At 63.2% G+C, this 20473-nt stretch carries 13 protein-coding genes; 7 read left to right on the plus strand and 6 right to left on the minus strand.

Annotation, left to right across the window (positions count from 1 at the left end; translation table 11 throughout):
- Positions 1-5: 5 nt before the first annotated feature.
- Positions 6-1256 (minus strand): hypothetical protein, encoded by a 1251-nt coding sequence (locus tag ACFCU0_RS02935; protein WP_434972168.1) that lies wholly within the window; start codon positions 1254-1256, stop codon positions 6-8.
- A 45-nt stretch (positions 1257-1301) separates the two neighbouring features.
- Positions 1302-2159: an SAM hydrolase/SAM-dependent halogenase family protein gene (locus ACFCU0_RS02940; protein ID WP_434972169.1), complete on the minus strand. Its 858-nt coding sequence runs from the start codon at positions 2157-2159 to the stop codon at positions 1302-1304.
- 314 nt (positions 2160-2473) lie between these two features.
- On the opposite strand from ACFCU0_RS02940, the gene ACFCU0_RS02945 reads away from it, so the two are divergent.
- Entirely contained in the window at positions 2474-3142 is a 669-nt protein-coding gene (locus ACFCU0_RS02945; protein ID WP_434972170.1) for a GbsR/MarR family transcriptional regulator, read from the plus strand.
- A gap of 62 nt (positions 3143-3204) precedes the next feature.
- Complete coding sequence (locus tag ACFCU0_RS02950) at positions 3205-3582, plus strand: YraN family protein (RefSeq protein ID WP_434972171.1); 378 nt, start codon at positions 3205-3207, stop codon at positions 3580-3582.
- 115 nt (positions 3583-3697) lie between these two features.
- On the opposite strand, the gene ACFCU0_RS02955 is transcribed toward ACFCU0_RS02950, so the two are convergent.
- From ACFCU0_RS02955 to ACFCU0_RS02965, 3 genes are all read right to left on the minus strand, one after another.
- Complete coding sequence (locus tag ACFCU0_RS02955) at positions 3698-4714, minus strand: methyltransferase domain-containing protein (RefSeq protein ID WP_434972172.1); 1017 nt, start codon at positions 4712-4714, stop codon at positions 3698-3700.
- A gap of 126 nt (positions 4715-4840) precedes the next feature.
- Positions 4841-6100: a carboxypeptidase-like regulatory domain-containing protein gene (locus ACFCU0_RS02960; protein WP_434972173.1), complete on the minus strand. Its 1260-nt coding sequence runs from the start codon at positions 6098-6100 to the stop codon at positions 4841-4843.
- Between the two features lie 88 nt (positions 6101-6188).
- Positions 6189-7373: a carboxypeptidase-like regulatory domain-containing protein gene (locus ACFCU0_RS02965; protein ID WP_434972174.1), complete on the minus strand. Its 1185-nt coding sequence runs from the start codon at positions 7371-7373 to the stop codon at positions 6189-6191.
- 377 nt (positions 7374-7750) lie between these two features.
- On the opposite strand from ACFCU0_RS02965, the gene ACFCU0_RS02970 reads away from it, so the two are divergent.
- From ACFCU0_RS02970 to ACFCU0_RS02980, 3 genes are all read left to right on the plus strand, one after another.
- Positions 7751-10129 carry a peptidase domain-containing ABC transporter gene (locus ACFCU0_RS02970; protein ID WP_434972175.1) on the plus strand — a complete coding sequence of 793 codons (2379 nt, stop codon included), beginning with the start codon at positions 7751-7753 and terminating at the stop codon, positions 10127-10129.
- Positions 10130-10262: 133 nt separating this feature from the next.
- A complete protein-coding gene (locus ACFCU0_RS02975; RefSeq protein WP_434972176.1) occupies positions 10263-11603 on the plus strand; it encodes an HlyD family secretion protein in 1341 nt (446 codons plus the stop codon).
- A 136-nt stretch (positions 11604-11739) separates the two neighbouring features.
- Positions 11740-13242: a TolC family protein gene (locus ACFCU0_RS02980; RefSeq protein WP_434972177.1), complete on the plus strand. Its 1503-nt coding sequence runs from the start codon at positions 11740-11742 to the stop codon at positions 13240-13242.
- Here ACFCU0_RS02980 and ACFCU0_RS02985 read toward each other — a convergent pair.
- Positions 13217-15196 carry an AMP-binding protein gene (locus ACFCU0_RS02985; protein ID WP_434972178.1) on the minus strand — a complete coding sequence of 660 codons (1980 nt, stop codon included), beginning with the start codon at positions 15194-15196 and terminating at the stop codon, positions 13217-13219. The genes ACFCU0_RS02980 and ACFCU0_RS02985 overlap by 26 nt on opposite strands.
- A 384-nt stretch (positions 15197-15580) precedes the next feature.
- On the opposite strand from ACFCU0_RS02985, the gene ACFCU0_RS02990 reads away from it, so the two are divergent.
- Together ACFCU0_RS02990 and ftsH are read left to right on the plus strand one after the other, a co-directional pair.
- Entirely contained in the window at positions 15581-17734 is a 2154-nt protein-coding gene (locus tag ACFCU0_RS02990; protein ID WP_434972179.1) for a PAS domain-containing sensor histidine kinase, read from the plus strand.
- A 393-nt stretch (positions 17735-18127) separates the two neighbouring features.
- Positions 18128-20086: an ATP-dependent zinc metalloprotease FtsH gene (gene ftsH / locus ACFCU0_RS02995; protein WP_434972180.1), complete on the plus strand. Its 1959-nt coding sequence runs from the start codon at positions 18128-18130 to the stop codon at positions 20084-20086.
- Positions 20087-20473: the final 387 nt, after the last annotated feature.

Genomic DNA, 20473 nt, shown 5'->3' on the forward strand with positions numbered 1-20473 from the left:
GGGCGTCATTCTGCCGGTCGGATCCGATCCGACAGCGGCGCACCGCCGGACGGCGATACGGCCACGAAAATGTCGTCGCGCTGGCGCCACAACGAAAGTTGGGCCTCCCCGGACTGCCGGGTCAGGATGCTATCCGCGGTGTCGAGTCCGCGAGCGAGGTCGTTGTCCAGCGTAGCGATTCGCGAGATCCGGTCAATCAGCACGTAGCTGTAGACGTAGGTCGTGATCGTCCCCGTCCCGCTGCTGTCGGCGTAGAGAAGGGCGGGAACCGTCGTGGTATCGACGGTCAGGGCGCCGACGCTCACAACACGCGCATTACGAACCTGGGGAATCTTGACGGTGCGACCGAAGCGGTCTCGAATGGCCGCGGCGATGGAGTCCGGGTCGCTGGATCGAAGGAGCGGCTTCACGCCATCGACCCGGTCGACAGAGAACTCGACGAGCGAGGTCGGGGTCGGCTGCGGGGCTGGTCCAGACGATGGCGTCAACGAGACGGCGATCCCATAGGCTGCCCCCCCGATCACGAGCAGGATAAGAAGGGCGACGCCGGTCCGCCGGAGGTGCATGGTCAGCCGATCCTCCTGCGGCGTGCGCTGAGTAGGTGCGTCCGCCTCGTCCCCCTGCCGGCGTGCATTCTCGCGGTCGACGACCGCCGCGACGTCCGAGCGAAGCCGGGCGGGAGCGGGGTGGTACGCATCCGTGACGTAGGCCGTTAGCACCTCTTCGAGGCTGGCGTCGGGGAGCGCCGTGTCGATCAGCATTCGCTCCGGTCCAGAGAGAACGTCGCGAAGGGCGGCCCGCAGCTCACCGTAGGCTTCGTCGACGGCCGTTTCGATGTCCTCGGCGATGGTCTTCGCGATGGGCATCAGGACGTCGTCCGTGCGGGCTCCCGACGCCTTGAGGGTGAGCAGCGCCCGCTCCTGCTCGCTGCAGGCGGCCAGGGCAACGGGAAGAGCGCGTTCGGCCACCGACCGGGCGACCTCGCGACGAAAGCCGCGCGTCTCGGCGAGCGGGGGATCGTCGTTGTCGGAGCGGTCGCTGTCTTCGTCCAGGTCCGTCTCCTCGCCGGCACGGACTTCGAGAATCAACTCGACCAGCCACGCCTCCTCGTCCGCAGGTCGCTTCTCGACCGGCGTGGCGGCGGCCCGGCGGAACGTTTCGCGCATCAATCGCGGCGCCGTGGCATCTCCGACCAGCACACGGGCGATCGGGTACAGGGTGTCGATATGCTGCGTCAGCGGCAAACGGTCAGACATGCGGGACGGGGGGAGAGGGGGAGACCGAAGAGGCGAATCCGTGGATTAGCCGGCGGGCGCCTCTTTTTGAAAGACCACCTTGATCGAGTCCCCCTTTCGGATATTCAGGAGTTCTGCAGCACTTCCGGCATTGACGGCCACCTCCAGGAAGCCGGAGCTCCCGAAGAGAAGCAGCGGATCGCCCTCAGCGACGGCGCCGTAGGTCCGGTCCAGATCGCGGATGACGGCATTCCCCACGTACGCCTTCAGAGCAGGAAGGTCCGAGAGGGCAACGCTAGGCGTAGCACGGTCGGTCGGCGTCTCCTCGTCCGGGTCGATGCCCGTCCGAAGAAGGGTTTTCCGTCGAATGTTTGTGATGCAGTTGCCGAACCGGTCGACGTGCGCGACATACCCCTGCACGCTGTGACTGTCTGTGATGGGCATGGCCCACCGGAGCGGCTGCAGGTTGTCGGCGGGGCTGCCGATCGTTTCCGGGCTTCGTCCGGCATTCAGGTGCGCGGCGACCGGAGCAAAAATATCGCGTCCGTGGAACGTGGTGCTCGGCGTTTCTGCCCGCCACGCATCCGGCTCGTCGAGTTCGTAGATCGCGTCCGGCTCCTGATCGTCCAGTACGAGGGGGAACACCCCGTTGTCCGGCCCGACGAACCAGTGGTCTCCGGATCGGACCGCAACGGCGCGCCGATCGGTCCCGACGCCCGGATCGACGACGACCAGATGGACGGTTTCGGCGGGAAAGTAGGGCACCGTCGTGCGAAGAACGAAGGCGGCTTCCATTACATCCTGGGGCTCGATCTCGTGGGTCACGTCCACAAGCCGTGCCTCAGGGTGAATCGACAGCATGACGCCTTTCATGGCGGCCACGTAGCCGTCACTGGTGCCGAAATCGGTGGTGAGGGTGATCATGTGGGCACGACGGGTGCAGGAAAAAGAGCGAAGACGGGCCGGGTCCGCTGCCGTATGCCGATACGCGATTGCATACGCCCGCGCAGCCGGTTGGTCGCAGGCGGCGCCGCCTGATCATCTACGGAAGGGCCGGTGCCGGGTTCAGCAGACCCCCTCCGACGGATTCGACACCGTCAAAAGTACGAAGCAGGCGCTCGGATGCAAACGGCCAGGCGTCATCATCAGGGGAAACAAGATCCGGGGGCGCAGGAGTACGCCTACATGTACAAATGTTATGTTGCGTCCTGCTCAGCGCCCGCCGGGATCACGTCCCCATGTCCGATTCTTCTGTCACATCGCGAGAGAACTCACGGCCGGCGGAGCCCCCCCCCGCGGCGGATTCTCCCGCTCCGCCTGACGACAGCTGCGCACGTCAGGAGTACGCCACCGATCAGATTGTCGGGTTCTGGGGGGACATGGCCTCGAACTGGGGGATCAATCGGACGATGGCGCAGATCTACGCTCTTCTATACCTCAGCGGCACGCCCCAGCACACGGACGCCATTATGGACCGCCTCGACATCAGTCGCGGCAATGCCAACATGAACCTGCGGTCTCTGGTCGAATGGAATATCGTCAGCAAGACGCGGAAGACCGGTTCGCGAAAGGACTTTTACGTCGCGGAGAAAGACCTGTGGGAGGCGACGGCGCAGATTATCCGCGAGCGAGAGCGCCGCGAGATTCGCCCGGTGAAGGAGCAACTCCAGGCTTGCGCCCGTCATCTCGTTCGAGAGGGGGAAACCCTGGAGGATCGTCCGGCCGAAGAGCAGGAGATGTATGGCAGACTGCAGGACCTGATCGAACTGGTAGAGGTGTTCGAGTCGTTCTCCAAGGCGTTGCTCCCGCACGTTCGGCGGCAGAACGTGCCGGCGATTAAGCGGATGATGACCCTCGCGCTCACGATGGGAGAGATGGGCGACCCCGACGCAAACGCTCGCCGGTAGATGTATCGTGCGCTCATTTCTCACATGTCCGACGTCCCCGCTCCTTTCACAGCTCGAGATTGATGACGACAAAAGCAATCGGTGATCGCGGAGAAACCCTCGCTGCGGAGTATCTGACGGATCGAGGGTTCACAATAATGGACGCGAATTATCGATTCGAGCGGAATGAGATTGACCTCATCTGCTTCGACCCGGAGGCGAGGAAGGGGAGAGGAGAGATTGTGTTCGTCGAGGTGAAAACGCGGACCAGCCTGGAGCACGGCATGCCCGATGAGGCGGTGGATGAAGAGAAGCAGTCGAGCATCGCGAATGTCGCTCGCGCGTACCTGTACGAGCGCCAACTAGAAGGATCCCCATCCCGATTTGACGTGGTCACCGTCCTCCTCAACCAGGGCGAGACGCCCAGCATTTCCCATTTCCCGGACGCATTCACCGCATAGGCGAGTTACTGAGATGAGGGTAGGGCTCGGCCGTCTGGCCACGTGGTGACGCGTGACCCTCCGGACGCGCGCCGTGCGTGCGTACACTCGCCGGGTCCCCGCCCGTGCGGACGACTTAGCGCTTCTGCGTGACGAGCCCGTTGTGGGCTTTGATGTAGCCTGCACGCTTGATCTCGAACCCGTTTTCGTATGCGTACAGGCCGAGTTGTCGCGCGTCCATGAGCTCCCGGTAGCCGTAGTTCATCAGGTTGCCCATCGCCACGTAGAAGAGCTTGGACCGAAGTTGGCGCCGCGGCGTGGTCATGATGGCGTACCCGCCCGGCTTCAGAAAGCGGCGGTGGAAGTCGAACACGAGCGGCTTGTACTCATCGGGAAAGTGCTCGATAAGGCCGACGCTGAGTACGATGTCGAACTCTTTCCCGTAATCCAGGTCTCGGATGTCGCTCACTACGAAGTCGATGTCGAAGTCCTCCCGATGGTACACGCGGTGCGACCCCGTTGCTGGATCATCGCCGAGGAAGGGGTAGGCCTCGGGGAAATTCCCGAATCGATCCGTTTTGCAGAACTCGTCGTAGTCAACCAGGACGGCGTGTCCGCCCGGGTACATGGCGAGCAGTTGCATGGCCTCGTACCCGTCGGCCGCACCAAGAAATAAAATATTCGGGTTCTCGACATCCAGTCCTTCGAAGAGCGCACGCTTGCCCCGTGGATCCCAGACGGCGTCCTGCACCCGGTGGACGTAATTCCAGATCTTCGCCTGCATCAGGTCGCGAACGACCTCCATTGCGCCATGCACATCCGCCTCTTTGAGGTGATCCATGAGGTCCTGCCGGGCACGGACCGTCGCTTCGTCCGGGTCCTTCATGAATAGAGAGTGGAAGCGACGGTTGAAGTGCTCCCACTGCACCTCGACAGGCATGTCCTCGCCGTGGCGGTTCTCCCACTTCTCTCGCTCCGACGAATAGTTGTCGACCAGGTACGGCCGCCCGAGATCGGACCACGAAAGCGTTTTCCACTCCGTCGTTGACAGGTCTTCGAATACATCCGGCGGCGTGGTGCGGGTGTCGTATCGATAGTGCTTCGTCGTGCCGGTCTGCTCGAGCGGCATGTGAGCGGCAGTGCGGACGTCCATGGCGGAAATGGTAGGTGAGCCGTGACAGGTCTTGCACATTCTCTACGACAATCCTTCACGATTGTGCCGGGCAGGGATGCATTACCGCGGAGGCGGGCCGTGGTGAAATGTTGTGCCCTCCGGCGACTATGGAGACCGATCCGACTGGAGCTGCTCAAGGGTCGGGGGAGGAATCGGCTGGAAGCGCACATCGTCGACCGCGTCAACGCCGACCATAGCCGGTTCGTCGTCCGGCAGATAGTCCAGGGGAATGAGTTCGGCCAGACGCTCGAACGCGAAGTACTGGTAGACGGTCGCGCCGTACGGCTCCACGATCTTGCCATTCCGATCGACGCGGACCGGGGGATCGTTCAGTTTTACCTGCGAGGTCTGAAGGTCGGCCGGTCGGCGGTCCTCCCGGGACCAGTGTCGGTACTTCGGGCTCTCTGGCTCGCCGCGATAGATGACCTCGAGGCGGCCGTTGAAGTCGAGTTCGGCCACGTCGTCCGCGTTGACCGATAGGATATCTTCGCGGTCGGCTTGCAGTCGATCGGCGCGGTGAAGGCTGTGGTACATGCCTGCTCGCGGGATCCGGTAGATGGTAAACGCCTCCTGGTCCAGGCGGTCGTTCAGCAGCGCCCGGAGGAAGTGTCGGAAGGAGCCGAAATACGCCCGTCGTCGATTGGATTTCCACCGACGGGCCTCTTCTATGCTCGACGCGGTAAGCGGCGCGAACAGGGGTTCACCGTCCCAGCGGATGACACCGCCACTGGCTTCAAAGTCCTGGAGGAAATACTTGATGCGATAGCCGAGCGCCCGGTTCTCGATGATGAGCGGCGCCACGGCTTTCGCAGTGAACTTTCCCCACCATCGGGACTCAAACCGGAGCACCTCTGGATTCTGAATGGTGCACTCGTCCGCCCACTCGGACGAGCCGAGGAAGAGCCGTTCGAATCGCCGGAGTCGCTTGTACCAGTCCGGATCGCGTTCGGCCTCCACGACCACGCCCGGGCTCTCGATAACACGCGGCAGCAGGCGTAGGGCGAACGTGTACGTCGTATCGCGTCGGAGGAACAGGTCGATCGACGTCGGCTCGTAGCCCAGCATGGAGGCGTAGAGACGTTTCGCGCCTCTGTGGATACCGGTCAGTTCGAAGCGGCCATCGGCGTCGCTGGTGGTACCGCGCATCGACTGAGCGATGAAGACGTGCGCCCCCGGAAGCGGCGTCCCGGTAGAGCGATCGAGGACGACGCCGGTCAACGTGATGGCGTCCGTGCCTGATCGCGTCGAATCTGCCTGGGCGAAAGACTGTGGCACCGTCGCAGCGAGAACAGCGCAGATGGCCGCAGCCAGAAGCAGCGACCGGAGCACGCGGGGAGTCAGCAAAGGGTACAGACGATCGAGCATCGGCACGAGACCGTCTGGTGATCGGAGATTGCGTCTCTGTTAATATGCAGTGAAGGCAGAATGGTTGCTGCGTGGCATGACCGGCGGATCATTGCGGGCGATACTCCTTCGGGACCTGGTCGGCAACTCGTTCGAACGCGAAGAAACCGGATACCGTCACGCCGTAGGGGTCTACGATGTCGCCCTTGTAATCGATGGTTGCCGGCCCACGCTCGAGCCAGAACTGGGACGTCTGAAATTTCGGCGTGTTGCGCCGGATCATCCCGTCAGAGGCGTACTGATTTCGCCATGTTGTGTACGCCTCCGTTTCCGTTTCACCGAGGTAAACGACTTCGACGAAGCCGTTAAAGTCGAGCACCCGTTCGGTCGCCACCTCACCATTCTTCATGATGTCACCGACCTCGATCGGGTATCGCTGCCCACCAGAGCGCAGCGCGCCGCCCCCGAGCGGGCCGCTATCAGAGCCGAAGTCGCCGCCGGAGGCCGGGCGCATGTAAAGTTTAAACCCGTGCCGCTCTGTGTTTTCGGCCAGCATGGCGAGCGTGAGATGATGAAACGAACCGTAGAAAGCTTCGCGCCGGGCTTCCTCCCACTTCTTCCGCTCGTCGACGGACCCTTCCAGTTCGGAAAAGAGCGGCTCGCCGTTGTACCGGGTTCGCCCCGGTGTTGCGACGAATTCCTCCAGAAAGTACTCCACACGATATCCGAGGGCTCGGTTGACGATGACCAGCGGCTCGACGGAGTAGGCCTCCAGCGATCCGACGCCACCGTCAAATCGAAGGACTTCCGGGTTTTCAATCTCGGTTTCCTCTGCGTTGGGCGTTTCCCCGATGAAGAGTCGCTGGAAGCGGGCGTACCGTTCCTGCCATTTCTCGTCCCGTTCAGCTTCGACGGTCACGCCTTCGCCTTCGATCACCGCCGGCTCCAGCTCGAAGTCAACCGTGTAAATGCGGGCCTCGCGGAGGTTCAGGTTTCGCGCCGCAGACTGGTAGCCGATGCTTGAGACGTACAGCCGGTGCGCGCCGAGCGGTACGCCCTCAATACGAAACCGGCCCTGCGCATTGGTTGCCGTACCGGTCATACTTTCGGCGATGAAGACGTTCACGTCCTGAAGCGGGTCACCCGTTTCTGCGTCGGTGATGACGCCCGTCAGTACGGCGCGGCCGCGGGGTGTTTGTGGCTGCTGGGCGAGGGCGAACGGCACCTCCGCGAGGAGGAGAATACCGAGCGCCGCGACAACGGGGATGAGACAATGGATACGAAAAAGCTGCATGACGGCGCGTGTCGGGCAAGAGGGGCGACGGCGAGGGGAAGTACCAACAGGTGGCAGGCAAAGAGGCTCCATCGTAAATCGACAGCCGGCCTGGCGGGAACGTACCGGAGCGGTGGAAGCCAGTCCGGGTACGGCGACTGCGTCCATGCAACGTGCGAATCGGTCGGATTCGTACGCGGTGCCCAACGCCGATTGCAGCGACGCCGCCATTCGAGCTTAGCCCGGTTGCAGAGGCTACCGGCATCACAGGGGAGATCACGTACCCATTACGTATAAGTTCTGTGGACATATTACGGGTCTGTGACCGAACTGCTGGCTTTTACAGATCGTTGATATACGTGATATGTGCATGTCTCCAGATCGGCCTCTGATACGAAATGACGACATCCAGCCATGATTCCCACGGTGGAGAGGCGTCCGACGGTGATGCATCTTCCCGCGGGGCGGACGCGTCGTCCGGCGCGCAGGAACCGGCCGGGGCTAGCAGTGCGGCGTCGGGTGACGGCAGCGAAAACGGACGGGCTCGGTCCGTACAGCTGAGGGAACAGGCGATCGAAGCACTTGGGATCCTGGAGGAACGCGTCGAACACGACGTAAATCCCGAGCGTCTTCGCGCTTTTCTGCAGAGCCGCACGATCACGCCCGAAACGCTTTTCGAGGCGATGGCAGATTTCGGTCGGGCGAAGGGGCTCATTCTGACGCCCCGTACTGTCGCCCCGACCAATCTGCTGGACCGGGGGTCGGAGTACGACCTGTTGATGCTGCCGGATGGCAACATCGGCATCGTGGAAGGTTTTGACCCGCGCAGGGAAGAGGTCCTGACGCTGCATCTCGTCTCGCGTCGCACGCGTCGGTACTCGATTTACGACCTGGCGACGTCCCGCAACGATACGGTTTTCCTGCTCCATCTGGAAGGCATTGCCCCGCGATTCCTGGATGATGGAGAGCATGCCCCCCCGCTGTATACGGATCGCCTGGAGGAGGCGTACGACCCACACGATCGGGTTGACAATATCCGGGAGACGTTCGAAAGCCTGCTCCGGCTGCTGAGCGATGAACGAAGGGACGTCATCACCATCTCCATGTACGCGGTGATGGTCTCGCTCTTCTCGCTTGTGATTCCATTGGCCTCTCAGGGAATCATCGACGCCGTATCTCTCGGCACCTTCACGAATCAACTCGTTATCCTGTGCGGGGCGATTTCTGTCGGGCTCTTGCTGTACGGCGCCTTCACGATGCTGCAGTACTACACGGTTGATATTCTGCAGCGGCGGCTGTTCGCGGCGACCGGACTGGAGATTGCGTACCGGCTGCCGATGATGAAGCGGTCCGCGCTGGAAGGGGAGTACGGGCCGGCGCTGGTTAACCGCTTCTTCGACGTGATCACGATGCAGAAGAGCCTGGCCAAGATTCTGTTGGACGGTTTGTCGTATTCGCTCGTCGCGGTGGCAAGCCTCATGCTGCTTTTCGTGTACAGCCCGTTCTTCCTCATCATCGGGCTTCTCGCCGTCCTGTTCACGCCCGTGCTGATCTGGGGTCTCGGCCGCAACGGGTTGAAGACGAGCATCATGGAATCGAGCACGAAGTACGCCATGGCGCACTGGCTCGAAGACCTGTCTCGCTGTCACCAGAGCTTCAAGCTGAACAGCACGTCGTCCTACGTCCACGCCCGCACCGATCGTCTGGCGTCCAACTATGTGCGGCGCCGGGCCGACCACTTCCGTGTCTTCGGTCGGCAGCTCGCGAGTGCCGCCATCTTCCGCGCGATCATCGTGGGCATCGCACTCGGCATCGGTGGCTTCCTCGTCACCCGCGGCGACATCACGCTCGGCCAGTTCGTCGCGGCTGAGCTCGTCATTGTATCGCTGACCTCCGCCGGGTTCAACCTGGTCAAGCTGTTCGAGCAGGGCTACGACCTGCTCACCGCCATCAGCAAGATCCTCCACGTCACAGACAAACCGCTGGAGTCGGTCGGCGGCGAGCCCATGCCCGAGCCATCGGGGCCCGCCCACGTCCGCGTCCAGCAGCTTACGGTCACATACGAGAGTGGTCGGCGCGCGCTGGATGGCGTCTCGTTCGATATTAAGCCGGGTACGCACGTAAGCGTCCTGGGGGAAAGCGGCGCGGGGAAGACGACGCTGTCTCGATCGCTTGTGCGGCTGCACGCGCCGGATGGCGGTCGCATCACGCTCGACGGACACGACATCTCGCGCCTGAATCTGCAATCGTATCGTCAAGCCGTCCGTCTCGCCCTCTCGGCGGATGAGCTCTTCAAGGGCTCGATCGAGGATAATATCACGATGGGTCGCACCTACACGTACCCGGAGCTAGAGGAGGCCCTCCACATGGCTCATCTGGAGGAGGACGTTCTGAACCTGCCGCAGGGGCTGCAGACGCCCGTGACGTCGGCCGGCCTCGAGTTTCCCCAGGGATTTGTGCGTCGCATGATGATCGCCCGGGCCATCATCGGGCGGCCCCGTGTTCTGATCCTGGATGAAGCGTTCAACGGGATTGAGGAGCCGGTGAAGCAGAAGCTGGTCGAACGCATCTACAGCCACGAGGCGTGGACGCTCATCTCCGTCGTTGATGATGACCCGATGACGATTCAGCGTTCCGATCACGTCGTGGTGCTCGACAGCGGGCAGGTCGTGTGGGAAGGCCCGCCCGACGCGCTGTCGCGTGATCCGGGTGACTTCCTGGAGTCGCACTTCCCACAACTCGTCGCTTCCCTCCGTGAAACGGCTCCAGCCGCATGACGGGGCGTACATGTTCCGCCGAAGCCGGCCCTTACAGCCGGTTTCTACCGCGGGTATGTTCACGCATCACGCGGTATTTACATGTCGCGTGATGCGGTCTTTCCCTTTATCGTGTTTCCCTGCCCGTCTCCCCATGTCTTCGTCCAACGCCCCGAGGCCGTCGTCCTCGAGTTCCGGTCCGACCGATTCGCCGTCCATCTGGAGCTGGCGTGGTTCGCACGCCACCCCATCGGCCCGCAACGCCGGCTCTCCGGAGTCATCGGGCCAGATGCTCAACAATCTGCACTCCAGCGCGCTGCAGGCCGCCGAAACGCCGCGGCTGTTCCAGCGGGTCATGATCGGATCGGTCGCAGGACTCGTGGCACTGGCGCTGGTCCTGATGTTTGCGCCCTGGCGCCAGACAGTGGCTGGCTCGGGTCAGATCACAGCCTTTTCGCCGAACGCGCGGCCGCAATCGGTCGAATCGCAGATCCCGGCGCGGATCCGCTCCTGGCAGGTTGACGAGGGGGACGTCGTCGTCGAAGGAGATACGATCGCCACGCTTGAAGACATCAGCACCGGCTACATGGACAACTCGTTCGTCGACCGGATCGCGACAAGTCGGTCGAATGAGCTTGCCGTGCTCCGAATCGAGGTGCAGACGGCCCGCCAGAAGCAACTCCAGGCGCAGCAGAAGCTCCGGGCTGCGCGGGCGAAGTTCGACAATGCCGTTGCGGAGACGGCCACGGCTCGCGAACGCTACCGTCGCATTGAAGCGCTGTATCGGGACGGTCTCTCGTCGCTTCGCGCCTTTGAATCGGAGCAGCTTGACCTCCGGAAGGCGCGGACGGACTCGATTTCGGCCTCGGCCGACCTTGAAGCTGCCCAGCAGGATGTCGAGGCCGCGCGGTTGACGGTTCGCAGCCGGCAGAGCAACCTGGCCTCCCGGCGGGCCGATCTCGACCTGAAGCTGGAGAATGCGCAGGAGCGGCAGGCGGCCTCCGTGGTGCGCGCCCCGATCGACGGGACCATCGCCCGGATCAACCGGGCCGGCCCGGGCGAAACCGTGAAGGAGGGCGGACAGCTGGCTATGATCGTGCCGACAATCGGCGACCAGGCGGCGGAGCTCTTCGTGAACAGCGTTGACGCCGCGATCGTCGAGCCGGGCCGGCGGGTGCAACTCCAGTTCTCCGGTTTCCCGGCACTGCAGTTCTCGGGTTTCCCCGGGACGTCAATCGGCACCTTCTCCGGGACGGTTCGAATCATCGATCCGGTCGACGACGGGACGGGTCGGTACCGGCTCCTCGTCGTGCCGGACACATCCGGTTCCCGTCCGGCGTGGCCCGACGGTAGCTATCTCCGTCAGGGTTCATCGGTAACCGGCTGGGTGCTGCTCTCCAACGTATCGCTCGGATACGAAATCTGGCGCCGCATCAACGGTCTGCCTCCACAGATCCCGGTACGGACCACGGGCACGAAGAAATCGGCGAACTAAGCCCGTTGAACGATCGGATCCGCGTTGGCGCTTCGGGTCCACGGTTCTCCTCATGTCGGCATACGGATCGCGCTGTGCCGCCTGGATTCCTCTACGGCCGCCGTCCTCCGCCCTTCCCCTCGACCCTTTCATCCAGATGATCCATGTTCTGACCGCTCGACTGTTGCCACGCATCCTTGGCGCTCTGCTGTTGGGCTGTACCCTGATCGGGGTGTCCCTGTCTGCGGCGGCGCAGCCGGACCTCCAGGCGAACCCGGCGCCGATGCAGAACCCGGATTCCTCTGTTCTATCGCTCGATGACTTCCTGCGAATGGTGCTTCAGGAAAGCCCTGAGGTTCGGTCGATTCGGCTGGAAGACGATCGGGCTGCCGCTCGCGTGCTTGAGGCGCGGGGTCTGTTCGATCCGACGTTTGCGTCCGGCTATGAGTACAAAACGCAGGATGAGAACGACAAGCTGAACGTTCTCCGAAGCGGACTGAGCGTGCCCTTCAATCTGCCGTTCAGTCCGAATCTGACCATGGACTACCGGCGGGGTCTGGGGTCGAGCATCGATCCGTCGGTGGCAACATCGGCGTTCGGAGAGACACGGGTCGGGCTCGAGGTGGCGCCGCTGGTGGGATGGACGACCGGAAAGCGGGGCGTGAAGTTGGAGAAGGTACGGCTCGAGCCCCGGCGCGCGGATGCGCGGCAGTCGGTGCGGCGCAATCAGCTCTTGCTCGACGCCACGCGGGCCTACCTGACGTGGGTCGAGGCGCAGCAGGTGCTGACCGTCAACCGCGAGCTGGTCGACGTGGCGGTAGAGCGACAGACCTTTATCTCGCGCCGCGCCCGGATCGGGGAGGAGGCAGCGATTGACAGTGTGGAAGCAGAGCTGATCGTGGTCAGCCGGGAGGGAGCCGTCGCGGCGGCCACGCAGAAGGCTGAACAGGCCGCCGCAAAGCTTGCGGTCTTTCTCTGGAACCCGGACGGCTCCCCGATGGGCTTCGACTTCGCAGCGCCGGACATGCCGGTCGAGGGGGCTTCCCCCGTCCTGCGCAGGGATGTGCCCGCGGAGGCGGAAGCGATGGATCGAGCGCTTCGCCGGCGTCCGGAGTTGCAGGAGATCGACGTCAAACTTCAGCAGACCCGTATCGACGAGCGTCTGGCGCGGGTCGGCCTGCGCCCGGACTTGAAGCTGGAGGCGCAGGCGGTCTCCTATGACGACACGCCGATGGACGTGGCCGACGTCAAAGTTGGCATCAAGATCGATCAGTCCCTCTTTTTCCGCGGGGATCGAAGCGCCGTGGACGAAGCGGAGATTGAGGTGCGGCAGACCGACCTGGAGCGGCTTCTGACGGAACGCAAGATTGAAGCCGACGTCCGTTCGGCCGTGGTCGGACTCCGAGAGGCGCAGCGCCGTGCCGAAGCCGCCGAGCGCCGCGTGCAGCTGGCGAGACGTCTTCAGCGAGCCGAGGAGCGACGGTTCGATCTCGGCGAGAGCACCCTTTTTCTGTTGAACCAGCGAGAGCAGGCGTTCGCCGAGGCTCGGGTGGAGCGAATCAAAGCACGGGTTGCGGTTCGCCACGCCCGGGCGGATCTGCAGTGGGCGACGGGAGCCATCGCCGATCCGTACCTCACGACGCTTCCTGGATCGCCGTAATCGTTGACGGATCCTCGAGGCTCGACGTATCGCCGAGGTCGTCCCCGAGATACGCGTCTCGGATGAGCCGGCGCATGACCTTGGCGTTCCTCGTTTTGGGAAGTGCTTCGGTAAACAGGATGTCCCTCGGGCGAAGCGGCTTCCCAAGTTCAGAAACGACCTGTTGCATCAACTCGTCGCGTAGCACGTCATCCGCGGAAATGTCCGGGCGCAGAACGACAAAGGCCACGACCTCGCTGCCTTTCACGTCGTGTGGGACGCCGATCACGGCGCTCTCCGCGACGGCCTCGTGGGCATTCAGTAGTGCCTCCACCTCGGCCGGGCCCAGCCGTTTTCCAGCAACGTTGATCGTATCGTCGGACCGTCCCAGGATATACCACAGGTCGTCATCATCGATGGCGGCGAAGTCGCCGTGGACCCACGTCTCGTCGAAACGGCGCCAGTAAGTGTCGAGGTAGCGCTCGTCGGCCTGCCAGAAGCTTCGCGTCATCCCGATCCAGGGCTTGCGGATGACAAGTTCGCCGACCTCGCCGCGGACGGGTTCACCGGACGGATTGACGACGTCGGCGGCCATCCCGGGAACGGGTCCGGAGAACGCGCCCGGTTTCAGCGGCCGAAACAGATTCCCGCACAGGATGCCGCCCGAGATCTCGGTCCCGCCGGAGTAATTGAGGATGGGTTTCTCCCCATCCAAAACCGTCTCGAAGCACCACTGCCACGACTCCGGATCCCACGGACTGCCGGTCGACCCGACGGCGCGGAGCGACGACAGATCGTGCTTGTCGACCGGTTCGGTTCCGTGCGTTTTGAGGGCGCGGATCAGCGTGGGAGACACGCCGAGGTGCGTGACGTCGTGGTCTTCGACGATCTGCCACAAACGGTCCGGGCCGGGGTAATCCGGCGCGCCGTCGTAGAGCACCATTGTGGCGCCGATCGTCAGCGTACCGAAAACGAGCCACGGCCCCATCATCCAGCCCATGTCGCTCATCCAGTACATCGTCTCGCCCGGCTTCAGGTCCATCGCGTGGTAGATGTCCTGCGCGCCCTTAATGGGAAAGCCGCAGTGCGTGTGAACCGCTCCCTTCGGGGCACCGGTGGTGCCGCTGGTGTAGATCAGCATGACCATGTCCTCGGCCGCCGTCCGCTCAGTCTCGGCACTCCCGCTGTGTCCTGCCATGGCGTCGGCCCACCACACGTCACGCCCCGACGTCATCGGCGTGTCATCGCGCCCGAGGTGCGGGTGAACGATGACGTGCTCCACCGTCGGGCATTGCGCCAGCGCCTCGTCGGCTGTTTCCTTCAGGTGAATGGCCTTGCCGCGCCGAGTGAATCCGTCTGCCGTGAAGACGGCTTTGGCTTCGGCTCCTTTCAGACGGGTCGCAACCGCCCCGGCCCCATACCCGCTGAACAGCGGGCAGAGGACCGCGCCGATCTTTATGATCGCGAGGAAAGCGATCACGATCTCGGGCGTCATCGGCATGAACAGGCCGATGCGGTCGCCCTTCCCGAGACCCATCGCACGCAGCGCATTCGCGCACTGGCAGACCCGGTGATTCAGGGCGCCGTAGGTAAGGCTGACGGTGCTTCCATCTTCGGCTTCGTATCGCAGCGCGATACGGTCCTCCACGCTCGTCCCCTGCCATTTGTCGAGCAGGTTGTGGACAATGTTCATTTCTCCGCCGACGCACCACTCAGGAAACTCGATGCCGCGGGATAGGTCGACGATGTCGTCGTAGTCCCGGTAGAACTCGATGTTAAGATCGTCCAGGACGGCATCCCAGAACCAGGCGACATCATCCGTCGATCGCCGCTGAAGCTCGTCGTACCCATCGATGCCGTGCCGGTCCATGAACGCCTGCAGGTTTGATGCCGCCATGTCGGAGGGATCCGGTTCCCAGACGATCTCCTGTCCGAACGGAAAGGCCGGCGTGGTTGTGGAAGCGGTTTCAGACATGAACGTGGTGTGGAAGAATGAGCCATTGGTCGGGGCGGAAAGATCAACCGGGAAAGGCGGACCATCCATCCGATATGATACGTGCGAAGGTGCGACGGTAGCAAACGCCGGGCGCGGTCGTGTCGCCACCCGATGCACGAGCGGGTTCGACGGCCGTGCGGGATCAGGACATCGGCCCGGAACGGATGGTGCCACGTCTGTTACAATTCATATACTCCCTCGAACAATCACTCGCCTCGTTCCGCGTCGCTTTCGTTTCCGCCGCCGGAGCACGTGGCGGCCGAGCACGCGGCAACCCACGTTGTTCTGATCGTTGTCGGCGTGGCCTTCGGGGTTGGACCGAATCGGTCCCAGGGTGTCGCCCGCGTCCCGTCCCTTGGTTTCATGACCGACGACCATAGCATGTCCGTGGAGGATCTCCCGACGGAGGCCGTTGTCGCGTACGCACGTCTCCTGCGCCGCTCGACGGTGGACGACGGTGCTGAACACGATCGGGCGACTCTTCTCCGTGACGTGTGCTCGTTCCTCCACGATGCCACCGGAGCAGATGTCGGCATGGTGTACGCTGCTCCGGTAGATGGCGCGTGGCGTGCCGTCGGTGCACCAGACGACCTTGCCGCCGCGCTACCGGTCGCCGATGTGTCCGCGTGGCTGGAGCGAGCGGGCGCCCCGTCTCCGGGACACGTCGGGCGGTGGCATGTTCACGCCGCAACCGTCGGAGACGCAAGTCGGCCCGTTGGAGCCCTGTTGATTCCATCCGCGGAAGACATTCCCTCTGCCATGCTGCGGGCGACAATCGATCTGTGCCGGTCCGCTCTTCGTCGGCCGGCGGTTCACCCGGGCCTGGACCGCGTTGCCCGATCGCTTCGCGGGGAGCGAGACCTGCTCGCCCGCATCTTTGAGACGAGCCCCGTGGCGATCACGGTTCTCGACACCCGGGGCAATATCAAGCGGGCGAATGCCCGCGCCGAGGAGGTTCTGGGGCTGACGCCGAGTGATTTGCAGAAGCGCTCGTACGACGATCCCGGGTGGAAGCATACCACGGTCGAGGGCGATCCTCTGCCCGACGCCGCGCAGCCGTTTCGGATGGTAAAGGAGACGAACGCGCCGGTCTATGACGTTCGGCACGGCATCGAGTGGCCGAATGGTCGCCGTCGGGTTCTGTCGATCAACGGCGCCCCGCTCCAGGCGGCCGACGGGTCGTTGACGGGAGCGGTGTTCGTCGTGGAAGACGTCACGGATGAATACCAGCGTCGCCGTACCGCGCGCGAGCGGCAGTCGAAGGTGCGTGCGCTCTACGAGGCAATGAGTCGCCTCCTCCAGCTGGGGTCGTTCGAGTCCGTCGCCGACCGAATGCTGTCGCTGATCGAGGACACGATGGGATACGAAATATCGGCGATCCGGCTGCGGGTCGACGACGTTCTCCGGCCCACGAGCGTGACGCAGGGCGTCAAGAACACGATGTCCCAGCCGCGCCCGGACTACCCGGTCGACGGAGACTCGATCGTCGCTCGCGCATACCGAATCGGAGAGACGCTCGCGTTTGCGGACGTCCGCGAGGCGGGCGACCGGGTCGATCGGGGACGCGTCCGTTCGGCCGCCTATATCCCGATCGGTGTCTTCGGGACGATCTCGGTGGGCACGACCGTCCCCGGCGGCATCGATGCGTTCGACGTGCAATTGATCGAGATTCTTGCGCGGAATGCGGAGACGGTCATGCGCCGGCTGGCGGACGAGGCCGAGTTGCGAGAGGCGCGCGATGTGGCGGAGGAGGCGAGCCGGCTGAAATCGGCGATGCTCGCCAACATGAGCCACGAGGTGCGTACGCCGCTAACGTCTATTCTGGGTTTTGCCGAGGTCATCGAAAAGGAGACGACGGAGGAAAGCACGCGAATCTTTGCGCGACGGGTACGGGTCGGAAGTCTGCGACTTCGGGACACGCTGGACTCGGTCCTCCATCTGTCTCGCCTCGAGGCGGAAGCGTTGACGCCGGCGACGGAGCCGGTCGACGTTTTACAGGAGGTGAAGGACACGTGTGACGAGCTTGCGCCGCTGGCCGAAGAAAGCGGTGTCACCCTCTCACTTGACGTGCTTGCGTCCACCACTACGTGCGAGACGGACCCCTTCGCCATCCAGCGCATCCTGCGCAACGTGATCGGCAACGCCATCAAGTTTACGCCGTCGGGCGGATCCGTTGATGTCACGGTTGCCGCCGGGGAGGGGGGCTTCGTGGTCGACGTGGTCGACACCGGGATCGGCATGTCGGAGGCGTTCCAGCGACGGATGTTCGACGCCTTCACGCAGGAGTCGGAGGGCATCCGGCGCGAGCATGAGGGCAGCGGCCTCGGGCTGGCCATCGTCCGGAAGCTGCTGGACCTGATCCACGGCCAGATCGAAGTCGAGTCGACGCCCAAGTTCGGCACGCGGATGAGTATTTATCTTCCCGCCACGCTGGAGCACGCGGCCTCAGGGCCTTCCGTGCAGGTGCTGCCGGCGCGCGAATCGAGCGATAGACGAGAAGATACGGCGAACGACTGAAATCAAGGGCGGGCAGTCCGAATCGGCGTGTCGACTGGGACGGAACGTTTGTGTAACGCGCCGGGGGAAACGCATCAAATTCATCCCTTCGACAACGAATCGGCGCCGAGCGGCGATCGTGTGAGACACAATGTACGCGCACGTCGGTATGAGGGGATGATCGACTAAATTGTGCGCCGCCGACCCGTCCGGGGCCGAAGGTTTCCCGCGGTATTCTGGACGGGCGCGTGCGATCCAGCGACCGTCCATCAAAGCGGGCGCGTCGCTCCTCCACATCATCCCCACAACGCTGTACCGAACGTGGCTGATCGAGAAAACTCCGAAGCACCTTCCAACGACAAGGACCGCCCGAAGATGCCGGGTCCGCGCAACAGTGGCGGCGGACGCGGCAACATGATCATATTTATCGTGGCGGGTATCCTGCTCGCGCTGTTTGCCTACCAGCAGTTCACCGGTCCGACCGTCGGTGCCGAACGCGTAAGCTACTCCGAATTCCGCCAGGAAGTGCAGGCGGGCAACGTGGACCAGGTGACGGTTCAGGGTGAGCGCGTGGTCGGTGACCTCGTCAATGAATCCAAAACGGCGACCGCCGAAGGCGACTCCACGTCGTACGAGTCGTTCGTCACGTACCTGCCATCGTTCGGGGACGAGAAGTTGATGGACCTGCTCGAGGCGAACAACGTGAAGGTCGCCACCGAGCCGAAGTCGGACTTCCCGTGGACTCTTGTCATCATGGGGCTGCTTCCGATCCTGCTCCTCTTCGGGATCGGCTACTTCTTCCTCCGACGGATGCAGTCGCAGGGTCAGGGGCTGTTTTCCGTTCGAAAAAGCAAGGCCAAACTCTTCGACAAGGGGGAGGAGGACACCACGTTCGATGATGTCGCTGGCGCGGAGAGCGCGAAGGAGGAGATGCGCGAGATCATCCAGTTTCTCAAGAACCCGGAACGCTTCGAGCGGCTGGGCGGCAAGGTCCCGAAAGGTGTTCTGCTGGTCGGACCGCCCGGGACAGGCAAGACGCTACTCGCCCGCGCCGTCGCCGGCGAAGCGGATGCCCCGTTCTTCAGCGTGAGCGGATCGGACTTCATGGAAATGTTCGTGGGTGTCGGTGCGTCCCGCGTGCGCGACATGTTTGAGGACGCCAAGGAGAACAGCCCGGCGATCATCTTCATCGATGAGCTCGACTCTATCGGTCGGCAGCGCGGCGCCGGGCTCGGCGGCGGGCACGACGAACGAGAGCAGACGCTCAACCAGCTTCTGTCGGAGCTCGACGGGTTTGAGGAAAATCAGGGGGTCGTCGTGATGGCGGCAACCAACCGTCCGGACATCCTCGACTCTGCACTTACGCGTCCGGGGCGCTTCGACCGCCAGATCACGGTGCCGCTTCCGACGAAGCAGGCTCGGACCCAGATCCTCGAGATCCATGCCCGCAATAAGCCCATGTCGGACGAGATCGACCTGGAGGTGATCGCGGGGAGCACGCCCGGATTCAGCGGGGCCGATCTGGAAAACCTTCTCAACGAGGCCGCGCTGCTCGCAGCCCGGTTCGACCGGGAGCGCATCGAACGCGAAGACATTGAGGAGGCGCGTGACAAGGTGATCATGGGCCTGAAACGCGAGGGCATGGTCATCGACGACGACGAGAAGAAGCTTCTGGCCTATCACGAGGCCGGTCATGCCATCGTGGCAGCTGTCCTGCCGTACGCCGACCCCATTCACAAGGTCACGATCGTACCGCGCGGGCAGGCCATGGGGGTCACACAACAGATGCCCGAAAAGGAAAAATACCTCTACCGACGTGAGTATCTGCTGGACCGTCTTGCCGTCATCATGGGCGGCCGGGCCGCCGAGGAGTTGATCTTCGACACCGCCACCTCCGGTGCAGAGAACGACCTCAAACAGGTCCGCCAGATGGCGCGAAAGATGGTGCTCGACTGGGGAATGGGCGAGCAGTTTCGCCATATCGCGCTTGGCGACGATCAGGGTCGCGTTTTCCTCGGAGAAGAACTTGCCAAGGGGAAGAACTACAGTGACGACACCGCCCGTCAGGTCGATGATGAGATCCGAGCGATTTCGGAGAACGCGTTCGAGCGGGCCATCGACACGCTGCGGGAGCATCACGAGGCCTTCGACCGTCTAGCGGATCTGCTGATTGAACGAGAGGTCGTGCCGGGGTCTGATGTTCTGGATCTTGTGAACGGCGACACGGACGGGTTCGAGGACGTGTTAACCAACGGCACCCACAGTGACGCGGAGGATGGGGAGGCGCAGACGGAAAATGGTGCTTCTTCCGACGCCGAGACCGAGTCCGTGGAGTCGGAGTCTTCGTCGAATGAGTCACGGGACCAGGGTTAACCGGACGGACATTTTGAGTCATGTGCCGCACGGGGTTCATTCCCGTGCGGTACTTTTTTGTACCTGCGCAATTTTAGATGCGCCCTCGATATGGCATTCGGGTTGATCAGCGACGCGGAGGTCACGATGTTGACCTGTCGCGACGGTCGATTACGCATATAACCATACACGGTGTGTCGTCTCCGCGAGGCGCCCACGCGTTCATCCCCCCATCGTCATATCTATTGTCATGCGACTGTCTCTCCCGTTCGCATCTCAGATTGGCCGCATCGTCCCCATCATCTTCTCGCTGGTCTTTGTCGGGATCGGCCTGAGTGTGATGTTCTTTTTCCCGGCCGGGTCATCCAGTGCGAGCATGTTCGAGCAGTACATGCCGTACATCCTCGG

The sequence above is a fragment of the Longibacter sp. genome, from assembly GCF_051155795.1.
Lineage (GTDB): Bacteria > Bacteroidota > Rhodothermia > Rhodothermales > Salinibacteraceae > Longibacter.